Annotated in this window: 12 protein-coding genes and 2 pseudogenes; 10 read left to right on the top strand and 4 right to left on the bottom strand. The window is 39.4% G+C overall.

The features are described 5' to 3' along the window. The first annotated feature begins 116 nt into the window (after positions 1 to 116). Positions 117 to 527 (top strand): hypothetical protein, encoded by a 411-nt coding sequence (locus tag DOZ58_RS18860; protein WP_242988605.1) that lies wholly within the window; start codon positions 117 to 119, stop codon positions 525 to 527. Then, the gene (locus DOZ58_RS04220) at positions 412 to 1,416 is read left to right on the top strand and encodes an MFS transporter (protein WP_353744758.1); all 1,005 of its coding nucleotides are present in this window, start codon (positions 412 to 414) and stop codon (positions 1,414 to 1,416) included. Before DOZ58_RS18860 ends, DOZ58_RS04220 begins: the two co-directional genes overlap by 116 nt. A 205-nt stretch (positions 1,417 to 1,621) precedes the next feature. Here the strand turns inward: DOZ58_RS04220 and DOZ58_RS04215 are convergent. Beyond that, positions 1,622 to 2,080 (bottom strand): annotated as a pseudogene (locus tag DOZ58_RS04215) (IS630 family transposase); the annotation flags it as partial. A gap of 738 nt (positions 2,081 to 2,818) precedes the next feature. Here DOZ58_RS04215 and DOZ58_RS04210 point away from each other — a divergent pair. The 6 genes and pseudogenes from DOZ58_RS04210 to DOZ58_RS04185 all read left to right on the top strand — a co-directional run bounded on the left by DOZ58_RS04210 (position 2,819) and on the right by DOZ58_RS04185 (position 9,200). After that, a complete protein-coding gene (locus DOZ58_RS04210; protein WP_111887164.1) occupies positions 2,819 to 3,412 on the top strand; it encodes a helix-turn-helix domain-containing protein in 594 nt (197 codons plus the stop codon). Between the two features lie 19 nt (positions 3,413 to 3,431). After that, positions 3,432 to 3,566, top strand: a pseudogene (locus DOZ58_RS04205) (type I restriction-modification system subunit M N-terminal domain-containing protein); the annotation flags it as partial. Positions 3,567 to 3,841: 275 nt separating this feature from the next. Further along, the gene (locus DOZ58_RS04200; RefSeq protein ID WP_111887163.1) at positions 3,842 to 5,365 is read left to right on the top strand and encodes a DNA methylase; all 1,524 of its coding nucleotides are present in this window, start codon (positions 3,842 to 3,844) and stop codon (positions 5,363 to 5,365) included. Further along, positions 5,365 to 5,784 (top strand): hypothetical protein, encoded by a 420-nt coding sequence (locus DOZ58_RS04195; RefSeq protein ID WP_204355470.1) that lies wholly within the window; start codon positions 5,365 to 5,367, stop codon positions 5,782 to 5,784. The genes DOZ58_RS04200 and DOZ58_RS04195 overlap by 1 nt, the downstream gene beginning before the upstream one ends. 699 nt (positions 5,785 to 6,483) lie before the next feature. Then, the gene (locus tag DOZ58_RS04190; protein WP_111887161.1) at positions 6,484 to 7,287 is read left to right on the top strand and encodes a MerR family transcriptional regulator; all 804 of its coding nucleotides are present in this window, start codon (positions 6,484 to 6,486) and stop codon (positions 7,285 to 7,287) included. A 164-nt stretch (positions 7,288 to 7,451) separates the two neighbouring features. Beyond that, positions 7,452 to 9,200, top strand: coding sequence for an IS1182 family transposase (locus tag DOZ58_RS04185; RefSeq protein ID WP_111887160.1), 1,749 nt, complete (start codon positions 7,452 to 7,454; stop codon positions 9,198 to 9,200). Positions 9,201 to 9,562: 362 nt separating this feature from the next. On the opposite strand, the gene DOZ58_RS04180 is transcribed toward DOZ58_RS04185, so the two are convergent. Both DOZ58_RS04180 and DOZ58_RS04165 read right to left on the bottom strand, forming a co-directional pair. After that, the gene (locus tag DOZ58_RS04180; protein ID WP_111887159.1) at positions 9,563 to 11,491 is read right to left on the bottom strand and encodes an FAD-dependent oxidoreductase; all 1,929 of its coding nucleotides are present in this window, start codon (positions 11,489 to 11,491) and stop codon (positions 9,563 to 9,565) included. A 1,304-nt stretch (positions 11,492 to 12,795) separates the two neighbouring features. Beyond that, positions 12,796 to 13,668 (bottom strand): DegV family protein, encoded by an 873-nt coding sequence (locus DOZ58_RS04165; RefSeq protein WP_111887156.1) that lies wholly within the window; start codon positions 13,666 to 13,668, stop codon positions 12,796 to 12,798. Between the two features lie 484 nt (positions 13,669 to 14,152). On the opposite strand from DOZ58_RS04165, the gene DOZ58_RS04160 reads away from it, so the two are divergent. Next, positions 14,153 to 14,719 carry a TetR/AcrR family transcriptional regulator gene (locus tag DOZ58_RS04160; RefSeq protein ID WP_111887155.1) on the top strand — a complete coding sequence of 189 codons (567 nt, stop codon included), beginning with the start codon at positions 14,153 to 14,155 and terminating at the stop codon, positions 14,717 to 14,719. Here the strand turns inward: DOZ58_RS04160 and DOZ58_RS18655 are convergent. Next, entirely contained in the window at positions 14,711 to 14,875 is a 165-nt protein-coding gene (locus tag DOZ58_RS18655) for a hypothetical protein (protein ID WP_204355468.1), read from the bottom strand. The genes DOZ58_RS04160 and DOZ58_RS18655 overlap by 9 nt on opposite strands. Before the next feature lie 115 nt (positions 14,876 to 14,990). Between DOZ58_RS18655 and DOZ58_RS04155 the strand changes: the two genes are divergently transcribed. Further along, entirely contained in the window at positions 14,991 to 16,337 is a 1,347-nt protein-coding gene (locus tag DOZ58_RS04155) for a radical SAM protein (RefSeq protein ID WP_111887154.1), read from the top strand. Positions 16,338 to 16,351 lie beyond the last annotated feature (14 nt).

The following is a 16,351-nucleotide window of genomic DNA, read 5'->3' as shown; positions in this document are numbered from 1 at the left end:
AGCTCAACTTCAATTAAAACAAAAAACGACAATAAGTTGTTTAAATGCCATTACGAAAGGCTTAGTTGGCAAACTGTAGATCTTTTAGTGGCATTTTCTCATTTGGAAAATAATACTTGAAGATAAAATATTTCAGAACATTTTGTCTTCTGAGTGAAACGAAAGGAATAATTATTGAAATGAATCATCTAAATCGCTGGATATATGCCAGCGTCGGAGTTGTTATTATGTTGTTGGCCGGTCTTGTTTATGCATGGACTGTTTTGCAGGCGCCAATCGCCATGATGTATAAAGAGTGGACAAAAAGCCAGCTATCAGTCACGTTTACAATTATCATGTTTTGTTTTTGCCTGGGCGGTTTCCTTGGTGGAGTAATGCAAAAAAAAACTGACACCGCGAGTCATTGTTTGGATTTCGGCCCTGCTGTTTCTGGCTGGTTTCAGTATTACCTCAGTTGCCGATTCACTGATTACCCTTTATTTGGGTTTTGGGGTATTGGCGGGCTTGGCTTTAGGACTAGTGTATAATGCAGTAATGAGTTCAGTAACGAGCTGGTTTCCTGATAAACAGGGATTTATTTCAGGGCTTCTGCTAATGGGATTTGGGATAAGCGGTTTTATTATTGGAAAAGTCTACACTGCGGTAACGCCAATGGATAGCAATGGCGGTTGGAGGACAACGTTTTTAGTATTTGGGTTTATTATTTTTGTCGTCATGGCTTTTGCCGGTTTTTTTATAGTAAAGAACGATAAACAATGGGATGTTGATGTAACAGAAAATGTTAAAGAATCTGAAAAAAGTTATGAGGAGATTTGTTCAAAAGAAATGGTAGTGCGCCCTTCATTCTGGTTATATCTTTTCTGGGCGACGTCGCTCTCAGCAGCGGGATTGGCCATCATTTCGCAGGGGGCACCGATGGCAATGGAAGCTTGTCCGGAAATCACAATGAGTACTGTAGCAACGGTTGTCGGTCTTATTTCGGTCTTTAATGGAGTGGGACGGATTGTATTCGGTACACTGTTCGATAAAATTGGACATTTTTTCACAATGGTTATTGGGAGTGTGATATTTATAATCGCGATAATATTGCTGATAACCGCATTAACAAGTCATATGATGGTATTACTGATCGTCGCTTATATCGTAACGGGGCTTGCTTACGGCTGCATAACCCCGACAGGATCGGCCTATGTTAATCGTTTTTATGGTTCAAAGAACTATCCGATCAATCTTTCCGTTGTGAATATGAATATGCTGGTTTCATCATTTGGATCGATGGCTGCGGGTATTGTATTTGATCTGACGCATTCGTGTGTCGCAATTCTTGAGATGGTTATTATTCTGGTTGTACTCGGTACAGTTGCATCATTTTTTATCCGGAAACCGAAAGAAGCGCATTTGCCAGTGATTCAATAGTTGTTTGATAAAGTTTTATAGGTATATGAAATATTTGTTGACGTTTTAATTAAATGATTAAATATGAAGGGTGTAAGCGTAAAAAGGTATCAATATGGTTGTACATCCCATAAGTGAAACAGTTAGTTAATGCCAGCAGATTTTGAAACAGTCAACAATTTTTTGTCAGAAAAACTATATATAATTGATTAAAGATTTTGAATAGCTATAACTTGAAACACAGTCTCTGAATGACCGCTTCCCGGACTGAATGGAGGTTAAGAAATCAGCAACATTCTTACGTATTTCAGAAACAGAATGATAGAATACATTATTAACGACCCGTTCCTTCAGCCACTTCCAGAGTCCCTCAATGAGATTCAGATTCGGGTTGTAAGGCGGTAGGAAAATCAGTTGGAGCCGGTCAGCATTCTCAGTAAGAAAGGGAATCAGCAGTTTTGCGTGATGGATACGTGCGTTGTCCAGAATCAGAACGGTCTTACCATCCGGATTCCTTGAAAGTAAATTTTCAAGGAATCCGAGGAAAACCGCTGCATCATAGGTTTCATGCTCCTTCGCAGTAAACTTCACCGGTTTCGTAGTTAAGATTTCCGACCAATTTTACACCGCGATGTTTCCCATAAGTCGGTACATACCGGTCCAAATATTTAATTATTATACTTTTTAGCGTAATAATACAATTTAGCGTAATTGACAATACCGCTAAATTGTATTATAATTTACGTTCTTAGACAAATAAAAACTCAAATTTTGATACAATTAAGGCCACCTTGTGATGAGGTGGCTTTTGTATTTTTTGAAAGAAATGGCTTTGCAGAGGGATTTAAGAGCTAATACAAATTTGATAAAAATGAAACGGTTGGTAGTTGGAATTTAGATTGATCGGCCAAGTGTAGAAAAGTTTTGAACTAAAGTAGGGGTGTGCAAAAGGGTGCATTTTTTGACAGGGGTGTGCATTTGTCAATACCGTTTCAAAACTTCCCAAAAGGGGTATTTTAACACCGATTTTGACACATTTTGGGATTGATATAATTGTTTGACATGTTTCCATAGACGGGGCACGTTGAGACGGTTGTATTGCTATCAAGAGCAGAAAAGTAAGAGTGTAGAAATGTGAGTAAATAAGAGCTTTCCGTGATTTGAGCTCTGGCTTCAAGCCAGAAAGATAATCACGGTTTTTTATTTTGTGGGAAATTATCCAAGACTATGAAAGCGTAAGGTTGAGTGGATAGATTGACTTTAAGCCTTGCGAGTTGACAAGATGACTGTAAAAAATGCGGTGGGTTGATAGAATTATTGTCAAAAAATTAGAAAACATTTACACTTTATATTGACCGAGACAATAAAATGAAGTACAATAAATATTAGGTGGGATTATAGCCCTGCACCAGGAGGTGAGAACTTGATAGGATTAGAATATATTTTAAACCTCTATAACCTTCAACATATAGAACTTGCAGAAAAACTTGGCATTAAAAAACAAAATATAAACATGTGGGTGAAAGGGCGACAGAACATTCCAAAGAAATATCTACCGGTTTTAGAAGAACTCTTTGGCATTGACCAGTCTTACTTTGGACGTGAGCTTAGTGAAATTGAACAGTTAGAAATCCAGAAGGAAAAGCTGAAAAGAGATCTGAAGCCTGTAATCAAAAAGCATGAACAGCAGTTTTCTTTGGGAGAGATTAATGATCTTGTTGAAGTTCCCATCTATGATAAAGAAGAAATGAATACAATTGAGCGAGATATAGAAAAAGCCAAGCTGGTATCTAAGTTTAAGGCCGCGATGGATGTAGTAGAAAATAATCCATACTTGGAGACCTATAAGCTCATTGTAGAACTACTTGAAAAAGTACAGCATGAATCAGTTCTACACAAAACGATTGAAGCGCTGGCTCATTATTATGAAGTCTTGCCTGACTGGGTAAGCAGCGAACCGGAACAAGAAGGCTTTGAAAGTGAAATTTTTGAAGTCTTTGATGATCATAACTATTAAACATTTGGAGGGAATATTAATGGCTGAGAACACAGGAAACATTGGATTTGAAGAGACACTTTGGAAAGCGGCAGACAAACTGAGAGGCAGCATGGATGCCAGTGAATATAAACACGTGGTACTGGGACTGATTTTCCTTAAGTACATATCAGATATCGTGCGTGGGAGATGAAGCGCTTGTTAACCGAGTATGGGAAGATAGACGAAATTAAACCGGAGCTGGTTAGGCAAACATTGGATCACATCGGCGTTAATGAAAATGGGGAGACGGAGGTGATTTTTTTATGTGGGGTGAGGGTTTGAAAAAATAAAAAGCTCTTTCAAAACATTCTTCATAGGGGGACAATCGCCCCCTCTCGTCGGTATAATTTAGAAGCAGAATGTGGTATAATATGTAACCTAAAAAAGTAAAAAAAAGGGGCTGTGAGTGTGAAAAACAGAACATATATTGCCATAGATTTGAAAAGTTTTTACGCTTCGGTGGAGTGTATCGAACGTCAGCTTGATCCACTGACCACAAACTTGGTGGTGGCCGACGCTGCTCGAACAGAAAAAACCATTTGCCTTGCGGTATCGCCGCCCCTGAAAACCCACGGTATTTCCGGTAGAGCAAGACTGTTCGAGGTAGTGCAGAAGGTGAAAGAAGCCAATGCCCAGCGACAGCGATACGCACCAAATCGCATTTTTACCGGTTCCTCTTATGATGATTCAGAACTTCAATCATCACCGGAACTGGAACTGGATTACATCGTAGCCTCGCCTCGCATGGAGCTGTATGTTGATTATAGCACACGTATTTACAATGTATATCTCAAATATATCGCTCCTGAAGATATTCATGTGTATTCCATCGATGAGGTTTTCATGGATGTGACAAATTATCTGAATACCTACAAGCTGACTGCTCGTGAACTGACCATGAAAATCATTCGGGATGTATTGAAAACCACGGGCATCACAGCTGCAGCGGGCATCGGTACAAATTTGTATCTCGCCAAGATTGCTATGGACATCGGAGCCAAGCATGTCAAACCAGATAAAAACGGTGTACGTATTTCAGAGCTTACCGAGATGAGCTATCGTCAATCCCTATGGGGCCATCGACCGCTTACCGATTTCTGGCGAGTAGGCAAGGCCACCGCCAAAAAGCTTGAGGCTCACGGCCTTTTAACTATGGGCGATGTGGCCAGGTGTTCCCTCGGGGAAATGGGGGATTTCTATAATGAAGCCCTGCTCTACAAGCTGTTTGGCGTAAATGCGGAGCTACTCATCGATCATGCCTGGGGCTGGGAACCATGCACGATTGCAGATGTTAAAGCCTATAAGCCAACCACTAACAGCATTAGCTCCGGCCAGGTCTTACAGTACCCTTATCCCGTCGATAAAGCCAGGCTCATCGTACGGGAGATGGCCGATCTTCTGGCCTTGAATTTAGTCGACAAGCAAATGGTAACGGATCAGTTGGTGTTAACAGTCGGTTATGACATCCAAAATTTGCAGGACCCAGAGCTCAGGCAATCTTATAAGGGTGAAGTCACCTCAGACCACTATGGCCGGCAGTTGCCTAAACATGCCCACGGCACCGAGAATCTTGGCAGGTACACGGCCTCGTCCAAGTACATAATTGATGCGGTTACAATGCTCTTCGACCGCATTATAGATAAGCGACTGCTGGTGCGCCGAGTGAATATAACCGCAAACCATGTCATCCCCGAAGCATCAGCGCCCAAAGCTGCTTCATATGAACAACTCGACCTTTTTACCGATTATGCTGCCTTGGAAAAGCAGCAGGCAGCGGAAGAAGCAGAGCTTGAAAGAGAGAAAGAGATGCAAAAATCCATCCTGGACATTAAGAAAAAATTTGGCAAGAACGCAATCCTCAAGGGTATGAATCTGGAAGAAGGGGCCACCACCAGGGATCGAAATGATCAGATCGGAGGACATAAAGCATAATGAGTTCATATGATGACATTATCCACCTGCCTCATCACGTTTCGCTTACCCGCACCCCGATGCCAATTACCGATCGAGCGGCGCAGTTTTCGCCCTTTGCAGCACTTACCAAATATGGGGATGCTATCATGGAAACAGCTCGGCTCACACGGGAGCGCAAGGAGCTTACTGAGGATGCCAAGAAAGAGATTGAATTGCGGTTGAATCTGCTGATCGAACAGATTGCCAGCCGGCCCCAAGTCTCCATCACCTACTTTCAGCCGGACGAGATGAAAGACGGTGGCAGCTATATCACCGTCGCTGGTATAGTCATAAAGATTGATGTTTATGATCATATAGTTGTGATGCTGGACAAAACCAAAATTCCTACAGAGAATATTTTTGAAATAAATGGGGAATTGTTTGCGGGGCTGGACTGAGTTATATGCGTTGCAGCTCTGGCTGATTCAAGTAACTTATAGAAATGAATCACGACCACACAGATTGAGACTTTAGTCAAACCCGATTACAAATCATTAATACCGCTAAAGGAAAAATAACCCCTGCAAAATTAATTTGTAAAGATATCATATGTGGAATCTGCGGCAGTACCTTTGTGCAGTTGACTGATAATGAAAGCAAAAAATATTTGCGATGAAAAACCTTTCAAGGGAAAAAAGAAACGCTGATTGAAGGGACGATGTATACTCCACCTCTGAGAAAGGTATGGGCCGATCGTTCCCAAAATATCCGCTGGCTAAGTGATCGGGCTCCTAGAGAAATATAATGTACTTATATCAAAGTTACGGCTAATTTTATCGAAACACTATTTATATACTTCTGGTACTTGCTGATAGACTATCCAGAAGAAACAAAACCGGAGCTGGTCAGATAAACTTTGGAACACATCTGTGTTGATGAAAATGGTGAAGCAGATGTGATTTTTTTATGTGGGGTGGGGGGTGAAAAAATAAACCTGAAAATGTTCAATCGCAGATGTCAGCAAAAAAATTGACATGACTTGAAATCGAATATCTGTAACGTTAGAATAAAGTAAAAAATTAGAAGAAATCTATTGACGGATAACACAGATACAACATTTTTATAAGATTAGGGATATTTGAACAAAGGAGATATGAATGGAATATAAAATTGGTGATGTTTCAAAATTTTTAAATATATCTGATCAGATGATTCGATATTATGAAAAACATGGTGTCATAAAGCCAAAACGTAAGGGTGACGGGAAATATCGCTATTATGATGCGATGGATATTTTTTGGCTTTATGAAGCAATGAAATATAAGGAATGGGATATCAATATTGCCGACGTAAAAGATATTATTTCTGATGGTTACTTTGATAAGTTAGGTGTTAAATTAAGGGATTTTTCTAAACAACTGAAGGATCAGATTAAAAATGAGGAGCTTCTTCTTGGAAGAATTATAGAAATCGAAAAGAGGCTGGCAGTCGGTCAATATAATATCGAAAATTTCTGGGTTGAACAAGTCCCCAGTATGTATAGATTTAATTCCAATATTGGCAGTACTGGCGATAACTATACATTTGAAGAGAAAGATTTTCCAATGAAATCATATATTTTCACGAAAGACTATATTTCTTTTTTCGATGTTTTAGTAGAGTTTAATGACAACGATGAAAATTGGAGTTATGCAATTGATAAATACACTTTAGATCAATTAGAAATTGAAATCGCTGAGAAAACTGAATTATTGCCCGACCAATTATGTGTTTGTACAATAATTGATATGGGAGAATTTGGAGATTTCAACTCTGACTGCCTAAATAATCTAATGAATTATCTCAAGGAAAGAGATCATCAACTGGTTTCAAAAATATTTGGCATTATTGTGGGCAGAGGAAGCGTGGCGGGAAAGTTAAATAGAATCATGAAAATATACGCACCAATTAAAACTTTGTAATGATTATAAGGTGATAAGGCAGGGGCTGTCGGGAAATGGCCTCAGCTAAAAAGGGAGTTTGATGGACAACATCAGACTCCCTTTTGATTTTTTGGCAAAGAAAAAAGACGGTTAAAAAAACCATCTTCCCTCCGTTACATATACAGAATATAATGTAACTACACATGAATACTTATTATACAGAATTTTTCGAAAAAGGACAACAAAAAATAAATTTCAATCTGTATCAGATCGGTTTGCCATCCGACGATCCCGTCTTTACCCTGAAAAAAGTTATGGAGGACTTGAACTATGCCAGCCTGCTGGAAAAATATTCACATCAGGGAAGAAAAGGATACAATCCGATTATGCTGTTCGCAGTGCTGGTTTATGCCAACATGCGGGGTGTTAAGGCAATTGACCGGATCGTAGAATTATGTCGACGCGATATTGCCTTCATCTGGCTGACGGGTGGTCTTAAACCAGGACGGGATGTATTTTATGAGTTCATAAAATACCGTCTGACTGGTGAGATCCTTTCCGGGCTGCATTGTCAGTTCATGCGTCGACTGCAGAAAGAAGGATTGGTGTCCCTGAAAGCCCTTTTTATTGACGGCACAAAGATTGAAGCGAATGCCAACCGTTATACCTTTGTCTGGCGGGGAAGCATCAACTATCATCTGGCCAATCTTCTGGATCAGATCAAAACACTGTATGCGTCCTATAATGCATTGCTCAAATCCGGCGGATATGGCGACAAATATGGTTTTTGCAAAGAAGAGATGCTGGTGATCGAAGGCATTGAGCGGGTAAAAACTGTCATTGAAAAAAACCGTAACCGTAAACTTCACGGGGAAAAGAAAGTTCCGAACAAGGCCATCATCACCATTGAAAACTGCTCACCCCTTGAACTGCTGAAGCTACAGACAAATCTGACCACGATCGCAAAAGGTGAAGACATTTTGTTTACCGTTTTGAAGGGACAACGGAAATCCGAGCTTCAGAAACTTTACGAAGCCATTGAAAGCTGCGGCGAACGCCTGATGAAATACAAAAACCATTTTGAAATCATGGGCGCTGATCGCAACAGCTATTCAAAAACAGATTTCGAGGCAACCTTCATGCGAATGAAAGACGACCATATGCGAAACGGACAGCTCAAACCGGCTTATAATGTCCAGATCGCCGTGGAGAATTACTTTATTATCCACAGCTATATAAGCAATGATCGTACTGATTATGATACCATGATTCCGGTTCTTGACAGACACCGGAAGGCTTTCGGATGCTATCCGGAAGAAGTGACGGCAGACAGTGGCTACAGCAGCGAAAAAAATCTTGATTTTCTGAAAGAAAATCATATCAGCAGTTACATCAAGCTGCAGGCTCATGAAAAAATGAAAACAAAAGCCTGGAATAACGATATCGGGAAGCATTACAATATGTCCGTGATAATGCATGGTGGTCTCCGCTGTTACCGCTGTCACGATGGACGGCTCTTGTCCCATATCCGGACAGAAACCGGAATAACAAAAGGGTATGAACGAAAATTTGAGGTCTACGCCTGTGACGACTGCAGCGGATGCCATTTTAAAGCGGAGTGCTTCTATCGCTACGACCCGATAAAGGATACGGATAAAAATAAAGTGATGAAGGTTAATCAGAAATGGGAGGACCTCAAGGCCCAATCGGATGAAAATATTCGTTCTGAAAAAGGCATCATTAATCGACAGATCCGTTCCATTCAGACCGAAGGTCATTTTGGTGATATCAAGGAAAATAATAACTTCAGGCGCTTCAACTACCGCTCCCGTGAAAAAGTTGAAAAGGAATTTCAGCTGTACGTTTTTGGACGTAATCTTAATAAATATCATCGTTTTATCCATCGGGAGATTGAGAAATTCGTTGGTAAAAAGAAACAGAACGCCGCCTAGAAAAAAGTTTAACTCAAAAAGTCAGACTTTCTTTTTGTGCTGCCTCAAAATAAAAACAATTCTGCAAAAAACAATAACCCGCATGATTCCGGATAAGCCTATCCCATTTTATCATGCGGGTTTCGTTAAATTTTTTAATCAGGGGCTAAAATCGTCATTTCCCGACAGCCCCTGATTCCGGATAAGCCTATCCCATTTTATCATGCGGGTTTCGTTAAATTTTTTAATCAGGGGCTAAAATCGTCATTTCCCGACAGCCCCTGATTCCGGATAAGCCTATCCCATTTTATCATGCGGGTTTCGTTAAATTTTTTAATCAGGGGCTAAAATCGTCATTTCCCGACAGCCCCCTGCCTCATTTCCTAAAGCTTTAAAGCAGCTTCGTAACCTTCTCTTGTTGCAGTCAGGGCGTTGCCTGCTTTGATAGCACTGCCCACGACATACACTTCATGACAGAGTGATTTAGCAATATCTCCCAGTGGGTTGTAGGCTTTATAGCCAAAAGCTGAGATAACAGATGCTGCTGGTAAAGTAATTTCGTCACCATTACTATTTTTGTAAGATACACTATCATTGGCAATTGCTGAGACTGTTGCCTTTGTAAGAATCTTAATTTGCTGCTGTGTGATTCTTTGTAAGAGCGGATACATGTTCGGCTCAACCATGTCACTTAAAATCTGCGCTTGCATTTCCAGTATTGTGACATCGTGATTGGTTTGAGCAATAAATTCAGCCGTTTCACCGCCGACCTCACCGCCGCCGCAAACAATCACTGGACCTGCCGGTAATTGGATATTGCCATATAAAACGTCTTCTGCAGTGTATACGTTTAGGCCATCAATGCCAGGAATTGGCGGTGCTAAAGGAACAGAGCCGGTAGCAACAATTATTGTATCAGCTTTTACGTCAGTAATAAGTGCCTGGTCAACTTCGATGCCCATTTTAAAAGCAACGCCTAAATTAATACATTCTTCCCGGTATGCGGAAATGACGGTTGATAAAATTCCCTTACCCATTGGATAAGCGGCTGATCTGAAAGCGCCACCAAAATGTGTGTCCTTATCATAGACTGTAACTGTATGTCCTTTCTGAGCTGCGGTTCTGGCGGCCATTAAACCGGCGGGACCAGCGCCAATGATCATCACATTTTTGGGTTTTGAAACAGGGTTTAGATCATTCTTGTATTCCTGTGAAACATGCGGATTAACCAGACAAGTAAATCCTAGTGGGGATAAAATACCATACTCACAGCCCTGTAAACAACCGATACAGTAATTTATTTCTTTTGTTTTTCCGTTCTGAGCTTTTTCAGGTAAGTGTGGATCGGCAATGGAACCTCTCCCCATATCAATAAAATCAGTTTTTTCCATTTTAATTAAGGTATCGGCCATCATTGGGTCATTGATTTTATTGACCAGCATAACAGGACAGGAGACCAGGTTCTTTATTTCTTCGCAGGTATCTCGGTTGAAGGCGAAATCTGCAAACATTGAAGAAATGACATGATGGTTTGGATCTGCTGCATAAGCGCCATTTGATACATTGATGGCATCTACACCCAATTTGTCAAGATGTCTTGCCAAAACAAGTGATTCTGCTTCCGTTCGACCACCGATGACATATTCATTGACGGATATTCGGACAATTACCGGAAATTCTGGGCCGACAGCTTTTCGGATACTGTAATAAATCTCGTCTAAAAGTCGCACCCGATTTTCAAAACATCCACCATATTCATCTGTTCTTTTATTGACAAAGTGTGATAAAAACTGGGCAATAAAATAACCATGAGCAGCATGAATTTCCACCCCGTCAAAACCAGCTTTCTTGGCTCTCAATGCTGCGCTACCAAAGGCCTCAACAATTTCATTGATTTCCTCAATACTTGCTTCCTTCGGGTCTGACATGGCTAAAGGATCTTTAATCGCGGATGGTGCTAAAACAGGGCCTGGAACATTGGGCATTTTTTGTTTGCCGGCGTAATAGATCTGGCAAAAAATTTTTGTTCCGTACTGGTGAACCGCATCGGTTAATTCGACGTTTCTGGCAATTTGGCTATCATCCCAAAAACCAGGAATCTGATCATAGCCTCTTGCTTCTGGGGTAACACCATAGTCTTCAGTAATAATTAATCCCCAGCCACCTTTGGCTTTTTCTTCATGGTATTTAATATACCGGTCACTGATGATGCCATCATAACCACAGGTTTGGGTAACCATAGCGGGTACAACCAGACGATTTTTAATCTCGCAATTGCCAATTTTCTTTGGACTGAATAAGTTTTCGTACATATCAATATCTCCATTTCTTTTGGTTTGATATTATTATCAAGTATGTAACGATTACAGAGTCAAGTGAATTGTTAAGAAAAAGTCAATATAATGATCAGTGACATGATCCTGGATATTCAATTGCATTCAAGGTACAGTTTCGCAGTATCTGTGCGAGGGTAACTTTATTTTGTGAAAAATAAGAGCACCAAAAGAATTATTCCAACGATTCATGAAACTAGTACTATTAGTGACATTTCTGATTATCTGGTCAATCACTCATTAAAGATACTGGAATAGATTTCACTATTGAGGCTAGGATGGATTAACAGTAATGGATCCTTTAGGGATCTGATGGAGACAGTGGTAGTGTCAATAATTTTTCGCGAAAATGGAAACAGCCATTAGGTAAATAAAAATCACCCAACAATTGAATCATTTTCCTGAAGCATAAGCCCGAAATCGCTCTTGTTGCCAAACCCCGAACCTGTCACAATCGCGCCCGAAAAGACTATCTGTCCATCGAAAAGCAGCGCAGAAAGCGCAGTAAAACAGTCCGCAAAGCAATTCGAAAATAGCTTCGGTATGTTAAGCGGGATCTGGAATACGTCGAGACTTATCTGAAAGACACTGCCAGAGCGGAACTTCGGACAAAATGCCAGCACAGCGAACTTGATACCATCTGAAAGCTTTATGAACAACAGAACACCATGTATGAGACGAAAACGCATTCTTTCCCAAACCGGATTGTGAGCATCTCACAGTCCCACATCCGGCCAATTGTCAGAGAAAAAGCCTTGAGTTCGGGTGCAAGGTAATGACAAGCGCTGTGGGTGGCTACACCTTCATTGAGAAGCTTGACTTTGAAAGTTTTAATGAAGGGACTTTATTGTAGGAAGCGCTTCTACAATACCTGATGCGCTTTGGCTGCTATCTGGAGGAGGTGCTGGCAGATTCAATCTTTCGTAACCGTGAGAACCTTGCCTGGCTGGAGCTTTGAGGCATCCGCATCAGTGGCCCGAGGCTGGGTCGCAAACCGAAAGTGGTATCGGCTGAAGTTAAACAGGTGGAACGTGCCGATAATGGCGAGCGCAACGCAATCGAATCGAATACAGGCGTTATCTCGGATCTGCTGCATAAAAAGACCGCCAACCATAAATCCATATGATTGGCGGCATCATTTTTATTTTTTATTCTGTCTACTTGACAGGGAGCGGTTCAAGTTCTGATCGGGTTTTATATTTATAATGAATTAATTTTGATACCTCGAAATACCAAAAAATTGGCTTTTTATTAATGTTTCATATCATAAATAATGCAATGAATTATGCATCGCGAGGTTGCCCGATAAAAGCTGCACTTAGAGTACCAGGTCCTGAATGAGCTCCGATTACCGGTCCAATGAAATTCACGATTACATCTTTAACATTATTTTGCTCGTTTATGATTGATTTCAAAAGGTAGGCATCTTCTGCACAGTCACCATGGTTGATAAAGACGACCTGGTTGTGGGGTTCAATAATGCGTTCTTTGATTTCGGCGGCCAATGTTTTGATGGCTTTTTTTCTCCGTCTAACTTTTTTCACGGCAACTAATTTGCCATTTTTATTCACCATTAAGATCGGCTTTACGTCGATGAGCGATCCCAGAGCAGCACTCGTTGGGGATATTCTACCACCTCTTTTTAAATGATCCAAACTATCAACTGTAAACCAGATATTCACGTTTAATTTGTTTTTTTCGATCCAATGAACAATGTCTTGTTTGGTCCAGCCTTGTTTTAGCATATTGCAAGCAGTATGGACAAGTAAACCTTGACCAGAAGTGGCTCCTTTTGTATCGATAACAGTAATATCTGCGGATTTATGCCTCTCTAGGATGGCTTTTTTAGCAAGAAGCGCACTATTATAAGTATCACTTAAACCAGATGAGAAACCAATATAAATAATGGCATATCCGAGGGCGACATATTTTGAAAAGACTTTTTCAAAACGATAGGGATTGATTTGAGTTGATGTAGCCCGATCCCCTAAACGAAGGGAATGGTAAAAATTTTGATGGGTTATGGACTGACCAAAAATATCTTCATAGTCTTTATCGTTAAGTTGAAAACGAAAGGGTATGGAAATAATATTATTATATTCAAGATATTCTTGGCTAAGGTCGCAGTTAGAATCAGTAATAATGATCGGTTTCATAAACAATTTTCTCCATAATTCATTAGTTTGTTTGATTTTTAAAGAATAGATAAAAACGGACGACTGTACTAATAATTTGGCAAAAAAAACAAAATTAACAATCATGAGGAATAGTCTTGTCATTAAATATAATTTAATTTAGTCGCTTGAAGTACTCCAATCAGTTAAAGCTGAATAATCATTGCGATGACTCTGCTTTTCTAAATGTAAATGTACAATGGAATCGATTTAATAATTGTTTAATGTTCTTTGTTCTCGCAGCTCCAATATTTTGGATGTGAAAAAAAATAATACAGACGTCCGAATTACGTTAAATTATAGGCGTAAAAGAATTTATTGTCAACAGATAACAATAAAGTATTAAATAAATAAAGATTCTCCTCAAATGCAAAGAATGACTTGACAAAGGTTGACAAAATAATATAATAGTATTTGTCGGACGCTTGTACGAAGTATGGATGGGAGCAACGTTATGAGGAATGAAATGAAAAGAACAAATCAATCAGAGCGAATCTTACAAACTGCATTTGAGTGTATTTCGTCAAAAGGCTATGCATCCGTTTCAATGCGTGATATTGCAGATGAGGCAGGGGTTGCGCTGAGCCAACTGACCTATCATTATAAAAATAAAGATGGGTTGCTGACAGAAGTAATAAAAATGATGATTCAGGAATACCTGCTTGAAGTAGAAGAGCATTTAAAAAAAGGATCGACACCAAAAGAAAAATTATCTGAACTGATTGCATATTTCCAGGGAATGTTAGAGGAAAATCCCAAATTGTTTAAAATGTTTTTTGATTTTACGAGTATGTCACTGTGGTCAGCTCAATTTAGCCAGTTGCTTCAAAATCTTTTTGATAATTTGGTAAATCTGATTGAAAAATATATTCTAAATGACATACCATTAAAAAGCAATCTGCGCAAATATTCACCGAAATCTATTGCAAGAATGCTACTGGGAGCTATGTTTGGAACGGCAATACAGGTTATTTTAGATCCTCAGGAAAAAGAACTTCCAGAAGCTTTAAATGCAATTGAATTATTATTTTAGCGTTTGATAGCGTGAACGAGTGGTGATATTCTTTTCCAGATCTTTCAGCTTAAAGTAGTGAAACGAGGGGGACGAGGTGAAAACTGAAATGGTTCCCCCAAAATAGCCAATCAAATTTGCTGAGAACTGAAGCATCAAAAAATAGATTGTATACAAAAAAATCATTTTGTTTAGCAGGTAAATTTTTTTTACAATCGAATTAATACGGACGTACGAATTATAAAGTACATCAACAAGAAAATTAAAATATTTTGAAATGGAGTGATAAACGATGAATAAAAAGACAGTTGTTGAAAATGCGAAAGTATATGGATTAAAAAAGGTAATTACCTATCTTGATTCTGATCCTGATAGGAATATTCCCAAGATTATAAACTGGGCTGAAAAATATGATAAAAATGGCATGTTGGATAATCAGATAAAAAAAACGCGCGAGGTGTTGTCAGATAAAAATAGCAATTGGTATCAGCTGACAAAAAGTCTTTGGAACGATATCGATGACGGTGTACGTAAAAAATTATTTGAGAATTTTATTGTTAATGCTTCAATTATTGCAGGTCAAAGGCAGGAAAAATCTCGGATAGAAAATAATTGCAACGTGCCTTGGGCAATTTTAATGGATCCTACTTCGGCATGTAACCTTAAATGTACAGGTTGCTGGGCTGCAGACTATGGCAATAAAATGAATATGAGTTATGAAACACTCGATAATATAATTGAACAGGGTAAAGCTTTAGGGACATATATGTACTTATATTCCGGCGGTGAACCTTTGGTTCGCAAAGATGATCTGCTAAAACTTTGTAAAAAACACAATGATTGTGTATTTTTGGCCTTTACCAATGCAACCTTAATTGATGAATCCTTTGCTGAGGAACTTCTAAGAGTAAAGAATTTTGTTCCTGCAATTAGTGTCGAGGGATTTGAAGAAGAAACAGATTTTCGTCGTGGTAAGGGCACCTATGCTGCTGTAACGGAAGCAATGGAACTGCTGAAACGAAAAAAACTGCCGTTTGGTATTTCATGTTGTTATACCAATAAGAATACAGAAATTATTGGCAGTGAAATTTATTTTGACGATATGATTGACAAGGGGGCAAAATTCGCATGGTTTTTTACCTATATGCCGGTTGGTGTAGATGCAGCGCCAGAGTTAATGGCAACAGCTGAACAACGTGAATTTATGTATCATCAAATACGCAAATTTAGGGATAGTAAGCCCATTTTCACATTAGATTTCTGGAACGATGGTGAATATGTAAATGGATGTATAGCAGGCGGAAGAAATTATTTACACATCAATGCAAACGGAGATATTGAACCCTGTGCATTTATTCATTATTCAGATTCCAATATCCACGAGCATTCTTTAATTGAGGCATTTAAAAATCCTTTATTTATGCAGTACAAAGAAAACCAACCGTTTAATACTAACCATTTGAGACCGTGTCCGTTATTGGATAATCCCGAAAAACTTGAAAAAATGCTGCTTGTTTCAGGTGCGAAATCAACTGAAATGCTGCACCCGGAAAATGTTCATCACTTATGTGGTAAATGTAAAACCGCTTCAGAAAAGTGGGCAGCTAAAGCAGAAAAACTCTGGAAGGTTTCAATATAGATAAAAATAAGACC

Origin of the sequence: Acetobacterium sp. KB-1, from assembly GCF_003260995.1 — a bacterium.
In the GTDB taxonomy this organism is placed as follows: Bacteria; Bacillota; Clostridia; order Eubacteriales; family Eubacteriaceae; genus Acetobacterium; species Acetobacterium carbinolicum.
This window is presented reverse-complemented; position numbering and strand designations above follow the sequence as displayed.